Genomic DNA, 15,066 nt, shown 5'->3' on the forward strand with positions numbered 1-15,066 from the left:
TTTTATTTCCGGACAACTATTTCTGCATATATCCACTATATAGTTGTTCTGACAATTTCTCCAGACAACTATCTCTACAAATATGTACCATTTAGTTGTTCATGTCACCTCGTGGGGATGCTATTCAGGTGGGAGTTACGTCTACCCGCGAACAAATTAGATCACAGGCGTAAAGGCAACTAATAACCTGCACGCTCTGTTACGCCTGTAAGCAAGAAATTCATCCTACCGGGCGAACGCCCAAAAAAGCACAACAACACTCATTCATCCAGGATAATAATTTGTTCGCGGATTGACGTACCACAAACCACCACATGCCTCCCGCAGAGGAGCGTAAAACCAACACATCCCCAAACAAAACAGCCACCGTTCATCCAGAATAATAACTTGTTCGCGAATTGACACACCACCAACCACCACGTGCCTCCCGCAGAGGAGCGTAAAACCAACACATCCCCAAACAAAACCTATTCATATAGTATAAATTAGTGTAAAATACTCTAGTAATTATACTAGTAATATTAATATAAGAAAGTTTTGGGGATTTTTTAATGATAAAAATCGAAAGTGTAAAGAAATCCTTCAAGGACACAGATGTCCTCAAGGGAATATCCATGGAGATCGAGGATCATGAGATCTTCGGTATCATTGGTCAGAGTGGTGCCGGTAAGTCCACTCTTCTCCGTTGCATCAACGGTCTTGAATCATACGACTCAGGTCTCATCACAGTGGATGGACAGGAAGTTAATATCAGAGATAAGAAGGCTCTGCGCCTGCTTCAGAAGCGCATGGGAATGATATTCCAGAGCTTCAACCTTCTGGAGAGACTTGATGTGTATCAGAATGTTGCGCTTCCCATGAAGTTCTGGGGAATGCCTACCAACACACCTGAGGCGAAGGAAAAGATATTAAAGCTCATAAAGCTCGTAGGTTTGGAGGAGAAGGTTCACGCAAAGCCGAGAGAACTCTCCGGTGGTCAGAAGCAGCGTGTAGCTATAGCAAGAGCTCTTGTGCTTGATCCTGAATTCCTGCTCTGCGACGAGGCGACAAGTGCACTGGATCCTGAAATTACAAAGGGAATCCTGGCACTCCTTCAGAAGATCAACAAGGAGATGGGAATCACCATCATCATCGTTACTCACCAGATGGAAGTAGTTAAGCAGATCTGTAAAAAGGTTGCATTCTTAAGTAACGGACAGGTGCTCTCCGTTGGTCAGCCTGAGAAGCTGTTTGTATGGCCTAAGGAAAGAGAAATCAGAGACTTCCTTAGAGAGGAAAGTGATAAGCTTCCTACAACAGGCCTTAATATCAAGCTTTTCTTCTACGGCGAGGGCAATCAGCGTCCCATCGTTACTATGATGTCTCAGGAGCTTCACAGAGATTTCAATATCTGCTGGGCGAAGCTTGAGGATTTCCGCGAGGATGTTTACGGAAGTCTTGTACTCAACATACACGAGGATGATCTCGACAACGTTTGCGCATTCCTCGACAGACATGATGTTACATGGGAGGTTATTAAGTAATGACAGATATTATATTAAAAGCTTTTAACCAGACCCTTTATATGGTTTTCTGGTCCACACTTTTTTCAGTGATTTTAGGATTCATCCCTGCGATAATCCTTACACTTACAGCTCCTGACGGATTAAAGCCCAACAAAATCGTATATGAAGTACTGAGCTTCATCGTAAATGTATTCAGAAGCTTCCCCTTCATTATTTTGCTGGTAATCCTCATTCCTTTCACAAGAATGGTTGTTGGTAAATCCATCGGAACAACAGCTTCAATCGTACCTCTTACAATCTCAGCAATTCCTTATATTGCAAGAGTGTTTGAAACAAGTCTTCGTGAGACCAATCCCGGAGTCATTGAAGCAGCAAGATCCTTTGGAGCATCCAACTTCCAGATTCTCATGAGAGTTTATGTAAAGGAATCCATCCCGAGAATGCTTAACGGAATCATCCTTCTTGTTATCTCACTCATAGGATATTCCGCAATGGCAGGTACCGTCGGCGGCGGTGGTATCGGTGATATCGCAATCCGCTATGGTTATCAGCAATACAAGACCGATTACCTGATCGTGTGCTCAATAATTCTTATCGCTTTCGTTCAGGCGATCCAGATGCTCGGTAACTTCATGTACAAGAAGATGTCATAATAAAAAGGATTTCGCTTGAGAAATCCTGGCGTGCGAACGATATTGCACAGCAATAAAAATCAGGCATCGTGATGTAAAATCACGGTGCCTGTATTATTTTACATTATTTACTTTACTCTAACCTTCTTTGCCTTAGACCAATCTGAGTAATAATAATCTTCTGAGCCTTTCTCAAAGGTTCTTACCTGAACATAGTAGTTCTTGTGGCGCTTTAACTTTTTCAAAGTAAGTTTAAGTGTATTGCCTTTGTTATATGAGCCGGTGTTAATTGATTTTGTCTTTACTTTTCCTGTGAAGTTTTTATTTGTGCAAACACGAACCTCATAACCATCCACGTTGTTAACGCCCTTGACCTTGACCTCTATCTGGCCCTTTTTGTAGGATTTTGCCTTCTTGATCTTGGTAGGAGTGATACCGTCTCTGCTGATGCTGAATCTGTACTTACCCCAGGAACTGGTGCTTGCCTTTATATAGTATGTACCTGCCTTGAAATTTTTGGTGGTTGACTGAGGTTCATTTTTGGTGATAGATGCTAAGAGCGACCAGTACTCTTTCATATCGTTATCATAAATATACAGACCATAAGCTCCTGCTTCAGCACGATAGGTGATCTTGTATTTACCATTTTCAGGAACCTGTAATTTATACCAGTCAGTATTATCCGTATAGGATACAGCACCAACAACCTCAGATCCAGGTGTATAGTTTATCGGATTATCGAAAGAATCCTTAAAAGGATCTTTAGTACCATAGCCTGTAAATTCTATGTTTAACTTAAAACTGTTGGAATAATTACTATGTACATGTAAATAATACCTGCCGGGTGTTGCTGTGAAATGTTTGATAAACGGATAGTTTGTGCGAACACTGTCACAATAATTCAGATTTGTCTCCCCTGCGTTAAAATGTATTACTGTCAAATCGTCAGCAACAATCGTAACCTTCAGGTCACCATCCTGCGGTATGTCAAAAGCATACCAATATTCCTGCCTTTTATTAATATTAAATGTCTGCAGGCCCTTGTTGTATGAAAGCATTATCGGGCTAAGCTCGCTCTCTCCCTGCGCCTTAACGCTTCCAACTGATGCATCTGTCCCATGAAAAGCGGTAACTGTCAGAATGGCAGCCAACATGAGTGATAAAAACCTTGTAACTTTCTTCATACTTTCCCAATCTCCTTATTATTTTGTAGTTCCCCTCTTAGAAAATACTATACTATTTTACGATAATAAAGCGACAAAAACAAGTAAATGAACCTCTAACCCCGTCCCCTAGGTTCATTTATGTGTTCAGCATCTTAAAGTTCTTTTTATTAGAATTGTAAAGCCTCTTGAATACCTTATAATTTTTCTCATATACCCCTTTATTCACAGGATTTGGCTTATAAACATGTTCGACCTTTACAAGCTCTTTTGAAAGCTCCAGAACATCCACTCCCTTAATGCCTGCTGCAACAACAAGCGCAGTGCCTACAGCTCCAACCTGCTGAGAATGACCGACTGTCTCTATCGTCCTGCCTGTAATGTCAGCGAGCATCTGACTGGTAACAGGTGACAGGGCACCGCCGCCAACAAATCTTACGGGATCGGAGGTTTTCACCTTTTTGGCCTCACATTCAAGGAGCCAGCAAAGGTGATAACATATTCCCTCAAGGACAGCACGGAGCATATCTCTTTTTTTCGTATCAACTTTGATGTTAAAGAACATTCCGGCAGCATTAGAATCCTCGAAGGGGCATCTGTTTCCATGAAGCCACGGAGTAAAGATCACCCCGTTTGCTCCGGGAGGCACCTGACTTACAACCTCTGAAAGATAATCATAAAGACTTATATACTTACTCTCCACATCATCCGTGATTTTGGCCTGATCCAGATACACACCGACCTCATCAAGCGCAAGATGATTCATTACCCACTCAAAGCACTTCCCTGCTGTTTCAAGCTCTGCGTAATAATTAAAATATCCTTTCTTTGCCGAAAGAACTCCTGTTATCATAGCGTCTATGTCCACGGTCTGATGAGCGAGATACGTTGATACCCATCCTGATGTTCCAACGTATATATGGGTATCTCCGGGTCTCGTGCATCCAGCGCCGATATTGACAAATGTCGTGTCACCACCGCCGCCAAAGACAGGAGTTCTGGGTACAAGTCCAAGATCCTTTGCTGCTTTTTCAGTCAGTCCACCAGCCTTATCTGTACAATCAATGATTTCCGGCATATGATCTGGATTTACCTTATACATTTTAAGGAGTCCGCTATTCCATCCTTCCTTTCCCTTTCGTGTATCATATAAAAATGTAGCAAATGCGGAATCAGCAGTTCTCACAATCCTTCCCGTGCATCTTGCAACAAGATAGTCCGGAATATCAAGCCATTTATAAATCCTTTTAAAATTATCCGGCTCATTGTTTTCTACCCACTTATATTTCCAAACGGGGTCTTTGACGCTTACTGAACCTGCATAATTGACAATCAGATTCCTTGCAAGCTTATACAGGCTGCATCCGGATACTTTTATGATTCCACTTCCCATGCAATCCTTATACTCTTTGGTTCCCCTATAGTCCAGATAGTTCATCGGTGGTCTGACTGCATTCGCATTTTCATCCACCAGTACAGTCCCCTGCATCTGCGCGCAAAATGCAAGCCCACTAATTTCTTCAGGCCTGACATCTGTTTTTTCAAATAACTCCTTTGTTGTCTTGCAAATCGCTGCCCACCATTCTTCCGTATCCTGATCTGCGCCTCCATTTTCGGAGAAGTACAGACCATAGGAGTCAGATGAACCAGCCACAATCCGTATCTCGGAATCGATCTCAAAAAGACAGGTTTTTACAGTACTGGTACCAAAATCATAAATTATGATATACATTTACTCATCTTCTTTCAGGTGTATATTCCAACCAGTATCTATTTTATTTTTAACCTTATTCATGGTCTCATCATCAAGCTCCGGCCAATCCACCACTGTAGTCGCATGATCCTTTACTAAATGGGCCTTTTCTGCGCATAGAGCAAGAGGCGTATCCGCAAGAGAATCAGAATAAAAATTATCAATTACAGGAAATCCATGATCAATCATGTACTTCGCCTTTTCCTTTGCATACATAAGGTTGTTCAGGAAAATCCCATACTCACGATCATATTCCGTTGCCATATAATTTACTCCAAGCCTTTTAGCGATTGGTCCTATAATACAGTCAGGAGATGCACTGATAATAAGGTCATCAGGTTTTTTCTGCGCCAGATACCATTCGGAAATCCTGCTCTCATATTTGTCCCAATAGCGTTCTATCTGTTCATCAAAATCATCTATCATAGTAAGAAAACTGAACATCTTACGCTGTAGCTCATAATTTTGAACCTTTCCTCTTTTATGTTGTATCAGGCAATGAATCATGCCCGGAAACCATGTAAACCACAGCTTCGGGTGACGATTCATGCACCAGAATGCAAAGCCTATCGAACAGTCCGAATAAAAAATGGTGCCGTCAAAGTCATATACGTTCATCTTCTATCCTCCTGGCTCACTGTGCGCCTTGCTCAAAGCGGATCATGTTTCTATTGTAGCCGGTGGTCATAAGGTAAGCCTTTTCCTTATGTGCTTCCATCAGCCCACTGAGTATAAAGCCACTAAGTCCCTTGATCTGAAGATCAGGATCCGTCAAATCAAACAGTTCTCCTGAATCTCGTTCTATAATGAGGACGGAGCCCTTTTCAAAGAGAAGAGATATTTCAACAAGTATAGGTTTCTTTACCTGCTTATTCCTTTCTTTGATCGTCAGCGCAATCTCCTCAATAAAAAGAGCTGCACGATTTGCCACTTCCTTAGGATATTCATGCGTCAGCAGACTGTTGCCGACATTTTCCGAAAGTGAAGATACAGTTTCATTCATAATAGTATCGTCTATCACTATTATTTCAGATTCCATATGCTTCAAAATGAAAGGGAAATTATCTTTTCCGAATTTCAGGTATACAAAGATCATAGCTGTAGACAGAGCTAATATCGGGGCTACCACAAAACCGGCCCACATACCATTGAAGCCCATAATGAATGATCCCAGTATGGGAAGCAGGATATAAAGAAGACCGTTCTGAAGACATGCAAAGCAGGTTGCCATACCAATCCTGTCAATCAGCATGTAATAGGAAGTCGTAAGCGACACCAAACTACAGAACACAAATCCTAGCGATACAATTCTAAGAGCTGTTATCGACGGGGCAAGCGCATCTCCGCCGTGAATTCCAAACAGAGCGCAAAACTGCTTTGCGAAGATCCAGATAAGAATCGTTGCAACCAGTCCTTCCACAATAGCCGCCTTAATTCCGGATTTCATGACTCTTCTTATGAGCTGATGATTCTTTTCTCCAAAATATGTGCCAAGCAGAGGCTGCATAGCCATACCCACGCCATCCATCACGACGCCGAACTCGATCAGGCTGACAACCACAGCAAGAGTGATAAGGCCCGATTCACCATAGCGGCCTGAAACGAAGCCTATCATCACATAGTCCATAAGTCCCCAGCAGATATATACAGAAGAATCAACGATGCTAAAGCGCGAGGTCATAATGAAGTCCTTAAATGACAGATGCCATACAAAGTGCAGAGTATTTTCTTTTCGGAAGTAGTGCCACAGACATGTAAGGATACCAAGGCTGTTTCCGATTATTGATCCCAGGATTATACCGGTCATTCCCATAAACCTGGCCAGGATGATAGAACAGATAACATTTCCGCCAATCTGGAAACCATAGCAGATATTGTTGCAAAGTTCATCACCATCGCTATAGACCATCTGCTCCAGATAGAAGATAACGATAGTCAGGAATGCGTTGATTGGAATAAAACGATAATACTGAAGTGCCTTTTCAAGAATATCTCCTGTGACGCCGCTAATGCCAAAGTAAGCATTTTGAAAAATAAAAATCAAAGCAGCAGAAAAAAGTCCTATGCCTATGCTGATGATCAGACCCTGTCCATAAATCTCATCGGCCCGGCGTTTTCTCATCGCACCGATTTCACGTGTGAAAGCTATGCCAACGCCTGTCGATACAAGGTCTCCAAAGAAAGTGACAATAGCTGTGACCGGTGTAATCGCATTGATACCTGCAACTCCCGCTTCACCTATAAAATATCCGGCAATGATACTGTCACTAAGCAGCATCAAATACATAACCGCCTTGGTAAAGGTACCGGATATCAGCATTGAACTAAATTTCTTTTCACAAAAGCCCTTCATATATTCTCCTCATATACGATGGTTTCAATTCAGAGGATTAAAACCTAATCATATTTTAACCCCATTAATAATCAATATGCCGTTAATGCCCGCAATTTAATAATAGTTTTATATTGTTTAAAAGATTCTTATAAATGACATAAAAAACCAGGGTTAATCAGTTATTCATACTGATTAATCCTGGTTTTATAAAGGCTATATTGTTTTATTTTATACTAATGACCACTTAACGCCTTCGCGTGTATCCTTGATCTCTACGCCCTTTGCAAGGAGCTCATCGCGAATAGCATCAGCTGTAGTAAAATCCTTTGCCTTCTTAGCTGCTGCTCTTCTCTCGATCGCATCCTTGATGAAAGCTTCAAGCTCAGGATCGATGTCTGCAGAATCATCTGCAAGAGCATGTCCGATAAGATCAAGTGAAAGAACCTTATCAAAGCTGTCTACAACTGCAAGCTTGGTAGCTGCATTTGTGTCTGCCTTGAGAATATCATACAGAAGTGTTACTGCCATTGAGGTGTTGAGGTCATTTGAAATTGCATCTGCAAACTTGTCCTCAAATTCCTTCTTAACATTCTCGTCAGAGTCTTGGCTGTTTCTGATAACCTCAAGAACTGCTGCAGCATTTTCCTTATTCTGATCAGCTGCTGCCTTGATCTTTTCATCAGCAGCGATAAGTGCCTCCACCTTCTTCACAAGGTTGTTGTAGGCTGTCACTGTGTTATCAAGCACCTCAAATGAGAACTCAAGGGGCTTTCTGTAATGTGACTGCAGGCAGAAGAATCTGTAAACAAGCGGATCGTAGCCCTTCTCCTGAAGAACGGAAACAGTGAGAACTGCTCCCTTGGACTTACTCATTTTACCTGCTCTGTCATTTAAGTGATTGGAGTGGAACCAGTATTTGCACCATCTGTGGCCAAGGTAGCTCTCGGACTGTGCAATCTCATTGGTGTGGTGAGGAAAAATGTTATCAACACCACCGCAGTGAATGTCGATGTACTCACCGAGGTGTTTCATGGAAATGCATGAGCACTCAATGTGCCATCCGGGATAACCAACACCCCAGGGGCTGTCCCACTTAAGAGCCTGATCCTCAAACTTTGATTTTGTGAACCACAGAACGAAGTCTGTCTTATTCTTCTTAGCGGTGTCCTCTTCAACATCATCACGAACACCTACTGCAAGCTGCTCCTTTTCAATAGCAGATGAGAATACATAGTAATCCTGGAGCTTACTGGTATCGAAGTACACGTTACCGCCGGCAACATATGCATAGCCCTTTTCAAGAAGAACCTCTACCATGTGAATGAACTCAGGTATGCAGTTGGTTGCAGGCTCGATAACCTCGGGACGCTTATTGCCAACAGCATCGAAATCCTTGAAAAATGCCTTTGTATAGAAATCAGCGATCTCCATAACTGTCTTATGCTCGCGCTTAGCACCTGCAAGCATCTTATCTTCACCTGTGTCAGCATCGGATGAAAGGTGGCCGACATCAGTGATGTTCATTACACGCTTTACATCATAGCCGCAATATTCAAGCGCCTTGATAAGCGCATCCTGCATGATGTATGTTCTGATATTACCTATATGTGCGAAGTGGTAAACGGTAGGTCCGCAGGTGTACATTGACACCTTACCCTCTTCGTTTGGAATAAACTCTTCAATTGTTCTTGAAAGAGTGTTGTAAAAACTAAACTTATGTGCCATTTTTAGAACTCCTTGAATCATGATAATCGCTCCGCACCGGGAACAGTACCAAATAGTCTCTATTCATTAAAACATCAAATGAAATTATAGCAGAAAAAATCTGCTTTTTACAGTAAAAAAGCAACCCCGAAGCGATTTTCTTAAACGCTCCGGGGCTATTAGACCAATTCTATTTACTTTATTACTTAACTCTTACTTTCTTTGACTTGGACCAGTCTGAATAGTAGTAGTTTCCTGAACTGCTCTTCTCAAAGGTTCTTACCTGAACGTAGTAGTTCTTGTGGCGCTTTAACTTCTTCAAGGTTGCAGTCATGTTCTTGGGCTGACTGGAAGAAGAATAGGTGATGGTCTTAGTCTTAACCTTACCTGTGAAATCCTTCTTGGTTGAATAGCGAAGCTGATAGCCGTTCACATTGTTCACACACTTGAACTTAACTTCTGCCTGTCCCTTTTTCTTTGACTTGATCTTCTTGATAGTTGTAGGATTGATACCCTGTCGTTCAATATTGAAATCATACTTTGAAAAAGCCCAGCCCTTTATTCTGATGTAGTATGTTCCCTGAGCGAAATACTGATAGGTTGTATGGAGCTGATTTTCATTAACGCATGAGTCATTCCAATAATTTTTCAAATCAGCATTAAGAATATCAAATACAAAGCAACCGGTATGATCCGTATAACTTATCTTGTATTTACCATTCTCAGGAACCTCAAATTTGTACCAGTCATAAGTATCTGTGTAAGAAACAACATCTGTTACAGCTGTTCCCGGAACATAGGTCTTGGGATTTGCATAAGAATCTGCAAACTGGTCCTTTATACCATAGCTTGAAAATTCAAGGTTGATCTTGTAATTATCACTGTTGCCATTTGTCACATACATGAAATATCTGCCGGCTGAGGCAGTGAAATGCGCAACATACGGACTGCTCGCAGATACATTTTCATAAGCGCTTATCCATGTAAATGTATTAACATTTTCAATTCCGCCATACAGCTTTTCAATCTGCAGGCCATTACCCAGAACAGTAATCTTAAGATCTCCGTCCTGAGGTAAATCGAATTCATACCAAACGTTTCTACCATTTGAATTATCGAAGGTCTGATAACCTACATTGTATGAAAGCTTAACCGGATCAAGGTAATTCTCTCCCTGGGCCTTGGCACTTCCAACAGAATAATCTGATGCGTGAAAAGATGTGGCCGTCAGAACAACAGCCGCCATTAGTGAAACTATTTTTGTTACTTTCTTCATACTTCCCCTATTCTCCTTGCTTATAGTTCCCCTCAAGAAAAATCCCCATGCAGATTTCTTAAAAAATCCACTTAATTATTTTATAACATTACTTAAGCTTTTTCCATCTGTACTGGTATCTGTACTTAAATTTTTTTCGCTCCACCTTTTTTACTTTCTTCTTTCACGCATATAGATTCCTCCTTTAATCAAAACTTATCTAAGCATAATATATGCCCGAAAAAGCCTCAACAATTTCCCCGATTAAAGAATATCAATATGCTCCCCAGCAAGGGCCTTATTCATGCTACGAACAGCGCAGAATTTACCACACATTGAACAGGTGTCGTCAAATTCAGGTGCTCTGTCAGCGCGAATGGACTTTGCAGTTTCAGGGTCGATCGCGCACTCCCACTGCTTCTCCCAGTCGAACTCCTTTCGTGCGTCAGCCATCTCATTGTCAATGTCCATAGCGTGAGGAATCTTCTTGGCTATGTCTGCTGCGTGGGCTGCAATTCTTGAAGCGATGATTCCCTGCTTAACATCATCAACGTTAGGAAGAGCAAGGTGCTCAGCGGGAGTTACGTAGCACAGGAAAGCTGCTCCTGCTGCTCCTGCGATAGCGCCGCCGATGGCAGAGGTGATGTGGTCATAGCCGGGAGCGATGTCTGTTACAAGAGGACCAAGTACATAAAAAGGTGCTCCCATACAGATGGTCTGCTGGATCTTCATGTTGGCCTCGATCTGATCCATGGGCATGTGTCCGGGGCCTTCAACCATAACCTGAACATCCTTTGCCCATGCTCTCTTTGTGAGCTCGCCAAGTCTTACAAGCTCCTCTATCTGGCACACGTCACTGGCATCCGCAAGACATCCCGGTCTGCAGGCATCACCAAGAGATATTGTCACGTCGTATTCACGGCAGATGTCCAATATTTCATCATAGTATTCATAGAAAGGATTCTCCTCTCCAGTCATGCTCATCCATGCAAAAACAAGGGAGCCGCCGCGGGATACGATGTTCATCTTTCTCTTGTGCTTTTTGATCTGATCGATGGTCTTCCTTGTGATTCCGCAGTGAAGTGTCACGAAGTCAACGCCATCCTCTGCGTGAAGTCTTATAACATCAATGAAGTCCTTGGCAGTGAGCTCTGAAAGGTCTCTCTGATAGTGGATAACACTGTCATAAACAGGTACTGTTCCAAGCATTACGGGGCACTCCTCCACCAGCTTTTTTCTGAAGGGCTGAGTGTTTCCGTGGGAGGACAGATCCATGATCGCATCAGCTCCCATGTTTACGGCTGCCATAACCTTCTCCATCTCTATGTTGTAATCCTTGCAGTCCCTTGATACGCCAAGGTTAACGTTTATCTTGGTCTTAAGCATGGAGCCAACGCCCTTGGGCTCAAGGCATTTATGATTTTTGTTGGCACAGATAGCGACCTGCCCTTTTGCAACAAGAGCTCTTATCTCCTCCGGGGTTCTGTACTCGTCCTTTGCAACCTTCTCCATCTCGGGAGTGATGATTCCCTGTCTTGCTGCATCCATCTGTGTTGTGTAGTTCTTCATTTTATTTCCCCTTTTCTTTTTCATTATTTGTGATTTATTACGTGACAAAGCGGCCCTCTTCCATGACCAAGGTCAAGTCCTGCCGCAATGCATTTGCCTATATATGTCTTTGCTTCAATAACCGCTTCCTTAAGCTCCATCCCCTTCGCAAGGTTAGCCGCGATTGCGCTTGAAAGTGTGCATCCCGTGCCGTGGGTATTTGGGTTATCTATGCGTTCTCCGGCAAGCCAGAGGAAGTCTTCATCCATTTCCCCGCCGCTACAATACAAAAGGTCAGCCGCCGCATCGGCATTATCGAAGGTGCAGTGTCCTCCCTTTACAAGAACGCTGCAGCCGTATTTCTTATGCAGAAGCCTTGCGGCCTTTATCATGTCATCCCTTGATGCAATCGTCATACCGCTTAGAATCTCAGCCTCCGGAATGTTCGGCGTTATAATAGTGCTCCGTGAAAAGAGGTTACCCTTCATGTATTCCACAGCCTCTTTTCCTGAAAAATCGGTTCCCGAGGTGGATCCAAGAACAGGATCGAGCACCACATTTTTAAGCTCGTATTTATCTACCACCTCTGCCACAGCCCGCATGGCGCCTGTGTCAGAGAGCATTCCAATCTTTACGGCATCGGGCCTGATATCAGAGCACACCGCATCCAGCTCCTTAGTAATGAACTCCTCTTCTATAGGAAGTATTCCTGTTACGCCCAGGGTATTCTGGGCTGTAAGAGCCGTGATAACACTCATGCCATAAGCGCCGTTGGCTTCTATGGTCTTGATATCAGCCTGAATACCTGCGCCACCTGAAGGGTCGCTGCCGGCAATCGAAAGAACCGTTTTTTGAACGGCACAATTTGATGTGCTTTCTTTTTTCTGTATAAATCTCTCCGGGGGATTTTGTGTAGCTCCGGCATCTATCCCCAGACATGCAAAAGCGCAGCGAAGCTTCTCCGCTGCCTTCCTGGTATTCTCAGCCTTCATGATTGCTGACACCACGCATATTCCTGCTATGGGTACTCCGCTGAGTATCTGTATATTATCTGCGTTCAGACCACCTATCGCATTGGCTGGAATGGGTACCGCCTCGCATATATCCCTTAAGGTGTCAACTGATGTCAGCACTGTCTTCACCTTTGTGGTGGTAGGATATATTGCTCCGACTCCCAGATAGTCCGCTCCGCTCTCGTAGGCCTCCTTCGCCTGTTCCACGGTCTTGGTGGTCGCGCCGATTATGAAGTCATCTCCAAGCATCTTTCTTGCCATTTTCACAGGCATATCGCTCTGCCCCAGATGTACGCCCTCAGCGCCTATCGCCATTGCCACATCGATTCTGTCATCCACGATGAGAGGCACATCATACTTCTTTGTAACTTCATGGACCTTCTCGGCGAGCTCTATGTACTCCCTTGTGCTCTTGTCCTTTTCACGGATCTGAACTATGGTGACGCCTCCCTTTATGGCCTCCTCGATCCTGTATAAAAAATCCTCCTCCGTCATGCCATCACTGTTTGTAACCAGGTATAGCTTCAGTTTTTCTCTATCCACTTTTCCTCCTTGTCATCCATGAGATATATTGCATTTAAGAGCTCCATCAGAAAGCTTCCGCCTCCAACCTTTCCTTCCCTGTCCTGCACCTTCTCAAAGGCCACCTCTCCTGCTCTTCCAAAGAATCCGCAGGCCTTAATCACAGACTCTGTCATGGGCTTTCTTGAAAGGAAAGTGGCACAGACCACACCGAGCATGCAGCCCGTTCCCGTGATCTGTCCCAACATGGGATTGCCATCACTTACATAAAATGTCTGCTCACCGTCGGCGATTATGTCCTTTGCGCCTGTTGCAAGAATTACCGCATTGAAAGTGATGGATAGCTCCTTTGAGATATCCCTTATCTCATTGGGAGGCAGGCTATCGTCAGCATCGACGCCCTTCCCTCTGTAGGTCTCCTCTGCAAAGGCCTTAATCTCTGAGTAGTTGCCCTTTATGAGAAGGAAGGTCCCCTGCTTTTTGCTGATCAGCTCTAATACGAATTTCCTTCTAAGCTTCGAGCACGCAACTCCCACAGCATCAACCACTATGGGTATCTCCTTTTCAAGTGCTGTATCAAAAGAGATTTTCATGGCCTCCATCCTGCTGTCAGAGATATTTCCGGTGTTAATAAGAAGTGCTGCTGCCACCTCAGTTATCTCCCTTACCTCCATCGGATGCTCTGCCATGATGGGCTTTGCCCCAAGGCCCAGTACGGTGTTTGCGCACTGGGTCATGGATATAGGATTTGTAATGCAATGAATCAGCTCTGCCATTTATGCTGTCTGCTCCTTGTCAGTTTTTGAAGAATCAATGTCCCTTAAACTGGACTGTATTTTCACAAGCGCCCCTGATGCCTGAAGCTTTAATAAAAGCAAAAATGCTATGCTTCCACCTATAAGTGTTCCCATGAGGAATGAGGGCACATAGAAGAACCAGGTCAGTCCCTCCTTTCCCCAGAGATATGTCATTACCGGGTAGGACACTATGGAACCTATGAGTCCTGTTCCAATGATCTCGCCAAGTACAGCCGCTATTATTTTTCCTTTGGATAATTTGTAGAAAACTCCTGAAAGAGTTGCTCCGAAAACCGCTCCCGTAAGAGCAAGGGGCGGAATCCCCATGATCATCATTCTGATGATTCCTATAAGAAGTGCGCACAGAAGCGCGTATGCAGGTCCCATGAAGACCGCACAGGTAATGTTGATAAGATGTGCCATTGGACACATACCCTCAACGCGCAGTATAGGCGATATCACAACGCCCAGAGCCACGAACATGGCCAGAGTCACCAGCCTTAGCAGATAGTTACTTTTTTTCATCCTTTTTTCTCCTGTCTCAGACGGGGGCGTATAATTTCTTGCGTGAAAGGTAGTCACAAATTCGAAAATGCAAGCATTTTCACAAATTGCACTGCATGGCTCTACCTTTCACGCAAAAAGCGGAAGCAACCTGTTTTGTTGCTTCCGCGAAATTCATCCTCGTATAAACTATCTAACTCAGGCATCCCTACGTTGGCATTATCCAAATCAGGTTATCGGTCGAAGGTCGCACCTTCCTCTCAGCCTGTTATACAAGCTCCCGTCTGTTGATATATTTAATTTACTTGCATTTTATACATCAATTATCAGTTTTG

The 15,066-nt window shown here is 43.5% G+C and carries 12 protein-coding genes and 1 riboswitch; of the genes, 2 read left to right on the plus strand and 10 right to left on the minus strand.

What is annotated here, in order from left to right:
- The first annotated feature begins 551 nt into the window (after positions 1–551).
- Together G601_RS0118340 and G601_RS0118345 are read left to right on the plus strand one after the other, a co-directional pair.
- On the plus strand, positions 552–1,523 hold the full coding sequence (locus tag G601_RS0118340; protein ID WP_026493198.1) for a methionine ABC transporter ATP-binding protein: 972 nt from the start codon (positions 552–554) through the stop codon (positions 1,521–1,523).
- On the plus strand, positions 1,523–2,158 hold the full coding sequence (locus G601_RS0118345) for a methionine ABC transporter permease (protein WP_026493197.1): 636 nt from the start codon (positions 1,523–1,525) through the stop codon (positions 2,156–2,158). Before G601_RS0118340 ends, G601_RS0118345 begins: the two co-directional genes overlap by 1 nt.
- A 107-nt stretch (positions 2,159–2,265) precedes the next feature.
- On the opposite strand, the gene G601_RS0118350 is transcribed toward G601_RS0118345, so the two are convergent.
- The 10 genes from G601_RS0118350 to thiW all read right to left on the minus strand — a co-directional run bounded on the left by G601_RS0118350 (position 2,266) and on the right by thiW (position 14,752).
- On the minus strand, positions 2,266–3,321 hold the full coding sequence (locus G601_RS0118350) for a hypothetical protein (RefSeq protein ID WP_026666198.1): 1,056 nt from the start codon (positions 3,319–3,321) through the stop codon (positions 2,266–2,268).
- A gap of 118 nt (positions 3,322–3,439) precedes the next feature.
- Positions 3,440–5,032 (minus strand): xylulokinase, encoded by a 1,593-nt coding sequence (locus G601_RS0118355; protein ID WP_026666199.1) that lies wholly within the window; start codon positions 5,030–5,032, stop codon positions 3,440–3,442.
- Complete coding sequence (locus G601_RS0118360; RefSeq protein ID WP_026666200.1) at positions 5,033–5,671, minus strand: haloacid dehalogenase-like hydrolase; 639 nt, start codon at positions 5,669–5,671, stop codon at positions 5,033–5,035. It lies immediately after the preceding gene.
- A 16-nt stretch (positions 5,672–5,687) separates the two neighbouring features.
- Entirely contained in the window at positions 5,688–7,406 is a 1,719-nt protein-coding gene (locus tag G601_RS0118365; protein WP_026666201.1) for an MATE family efflux transporter, read from the minus strand.
- A 210-nt stretch (positions 7,407–7,616) separates the two neighbouring features.
- A complete protein-coding gene (gene cysS / locus G601_RS0118370; protein WP_026666202.1) occupies positions 7,617–9,113 on the minus strand; it encodes a cysteine--tRNA ligase in 1,497 nt (498 codons plus the stop codon).
- A gap of 181 nt (positions 9,114–9,294) precedes the next feature.
- Entirely contained in the window at positions 9,295–10,368 is a 1,074-nt protein-coding gene (locus tag G601_RS0118375; protein ID WP_026666203.1) for a PPC domain-containing protein, read from the minus strand.
- 243 nt (positions 10,369–10,611) lie between these two features.
- Positions 10,612–11,916, minus strand: coding sequence for a phosphomethylpyrimidine synthase ThiC (gene thiC / locus G601_RS0118380; protein WP_026666204.1), 1,305 nt, complete (start codon positions 11,914–11,916; stop codon positions 10,612–10,614).
- A gap of 23 nt (positions 11,917–11,939) precedes the next feature.
- Positions 11,940–13,451 (minus strand): bifunctional hydroxymethylpyrimidine kinase/phosphomethylpyrimidine kinase, encoded by a 1,512-nt coding sequence (gene thiD, locus G601_RS27020; RefSeq protein ID WP_026666205.1) that lies wholly within the window; start codon positions 13,449–13,451, stop codon positions 11,940–11,942.
- Positions 13,433–14,206, minus strand: a complete 774-nt coding sequence (gene thiM / locus G601_RS24085; protein WP_051206031.1) for a hydroxyethylthiazole kinase — start codon at positions 14,204–14,206, stop codon at positions 13,433–13,435. Before thiM ends, thiD begins: the two co-directional genes overlap by 19 nt.
- Complete coding sequence (thiW, locus tag G601_RS0118395; RefSeq protein WP_026493190.1) at positions 14,207–14,752, minus strand: energy coupling factor transporter S component ThiW; 546 nt, start codon at positions 14,750–14,752, stop codon at positions 14,207–14,209.
- A gap of 166 nt (positions 14,753–14,918) precedes the next feature.
- Positions 14,919–15,023: riboswitch (TPP riboswitch) on the minus strand.
- Between the last annotated feature and the right edge of the window lie 43 nt (positions 15,024–15,066).

The sequence above is a fragment of the Butyrivibrio sp. FC2001 genome (assembly GCF_000424125.1).
Classification (GTDB): Bacteria; Bacillota; Clostridia; order Lachnospirales; family Lachnospiraceae; genus Butyrivibrio.

Coding starts and splice junctions, on each gene's coding strand:
- G601_RS0118350 (WP_026666198.1), bottom strand. CDS start 3,321: ATGAAGAAAGTTACAAGGTTTTTATCACTCATGTTGGCTGCCATTCTG.
- G601_RS0118360 (WP_026666200.1), bottom strand. CDS start 5,671: ATGAACGTATATGACTTTGACGGCACCATTTTTTATTCGGACTGTTCG.
- cysS (WP_026666202.1), bottom strand. CDS start 9,113: ATGGCACATAAGTTTAGTTTTTACAACACTCTTTCAAGAACAATTGAA.
- thiC (WP_026666204.1), bottom strand. CDS start 11,916: ATGAAGAACTACACAACACAGATGGATGCAGCAAGACAGGGAATCATC.
- G601_RS0118340 (WP_026493198.1), top strand. CDS start 552: ATGATAAAAATCGAAAGTGTAAAGAAATCCTTCAAGGACACAGATGTC.
- G601_RS0118375 (WP_026666203.1), bottom strand. CDS start 10,368: ATGAAGAAAGTAACAAAAATAGTTTCACTAATGGCGGCTGTTGTTCTG.
- G601_RS0118365 (WP_026666201.1), bottom strand. CDS start 7,406: ATGAAGGGCTTTTGTGAAAAGAAATTTAGTTCAATGCTGATATCCGGT.
- thiW (WP_026493190.1), bottom strand. CDS start 14,752: ATGAAAAAAAGTAACTATCTGCTAAGGCTGGTGACTCTGGCCATGTTC.
- thiM (WP_051206031.1), bottom strand. CDS start 14,206: ATGGCAGAGCTGATTCATTGCATTACAAATCCTATATCCATGACCCAG.
- G601_RS0118355 (WP_026666199.1), bottom strand. CDS start 5,032: ATGTATATCATAATTTATGATTTTGGTACCAGTACTGTAAAAACCTGT.
- G601_RS0118345 (WP_026493197.1), top strand. CDS start 1,523: ATGACAGATATTATATTAAAAGCTTTTAACCAGACCCTTTATATGGTT.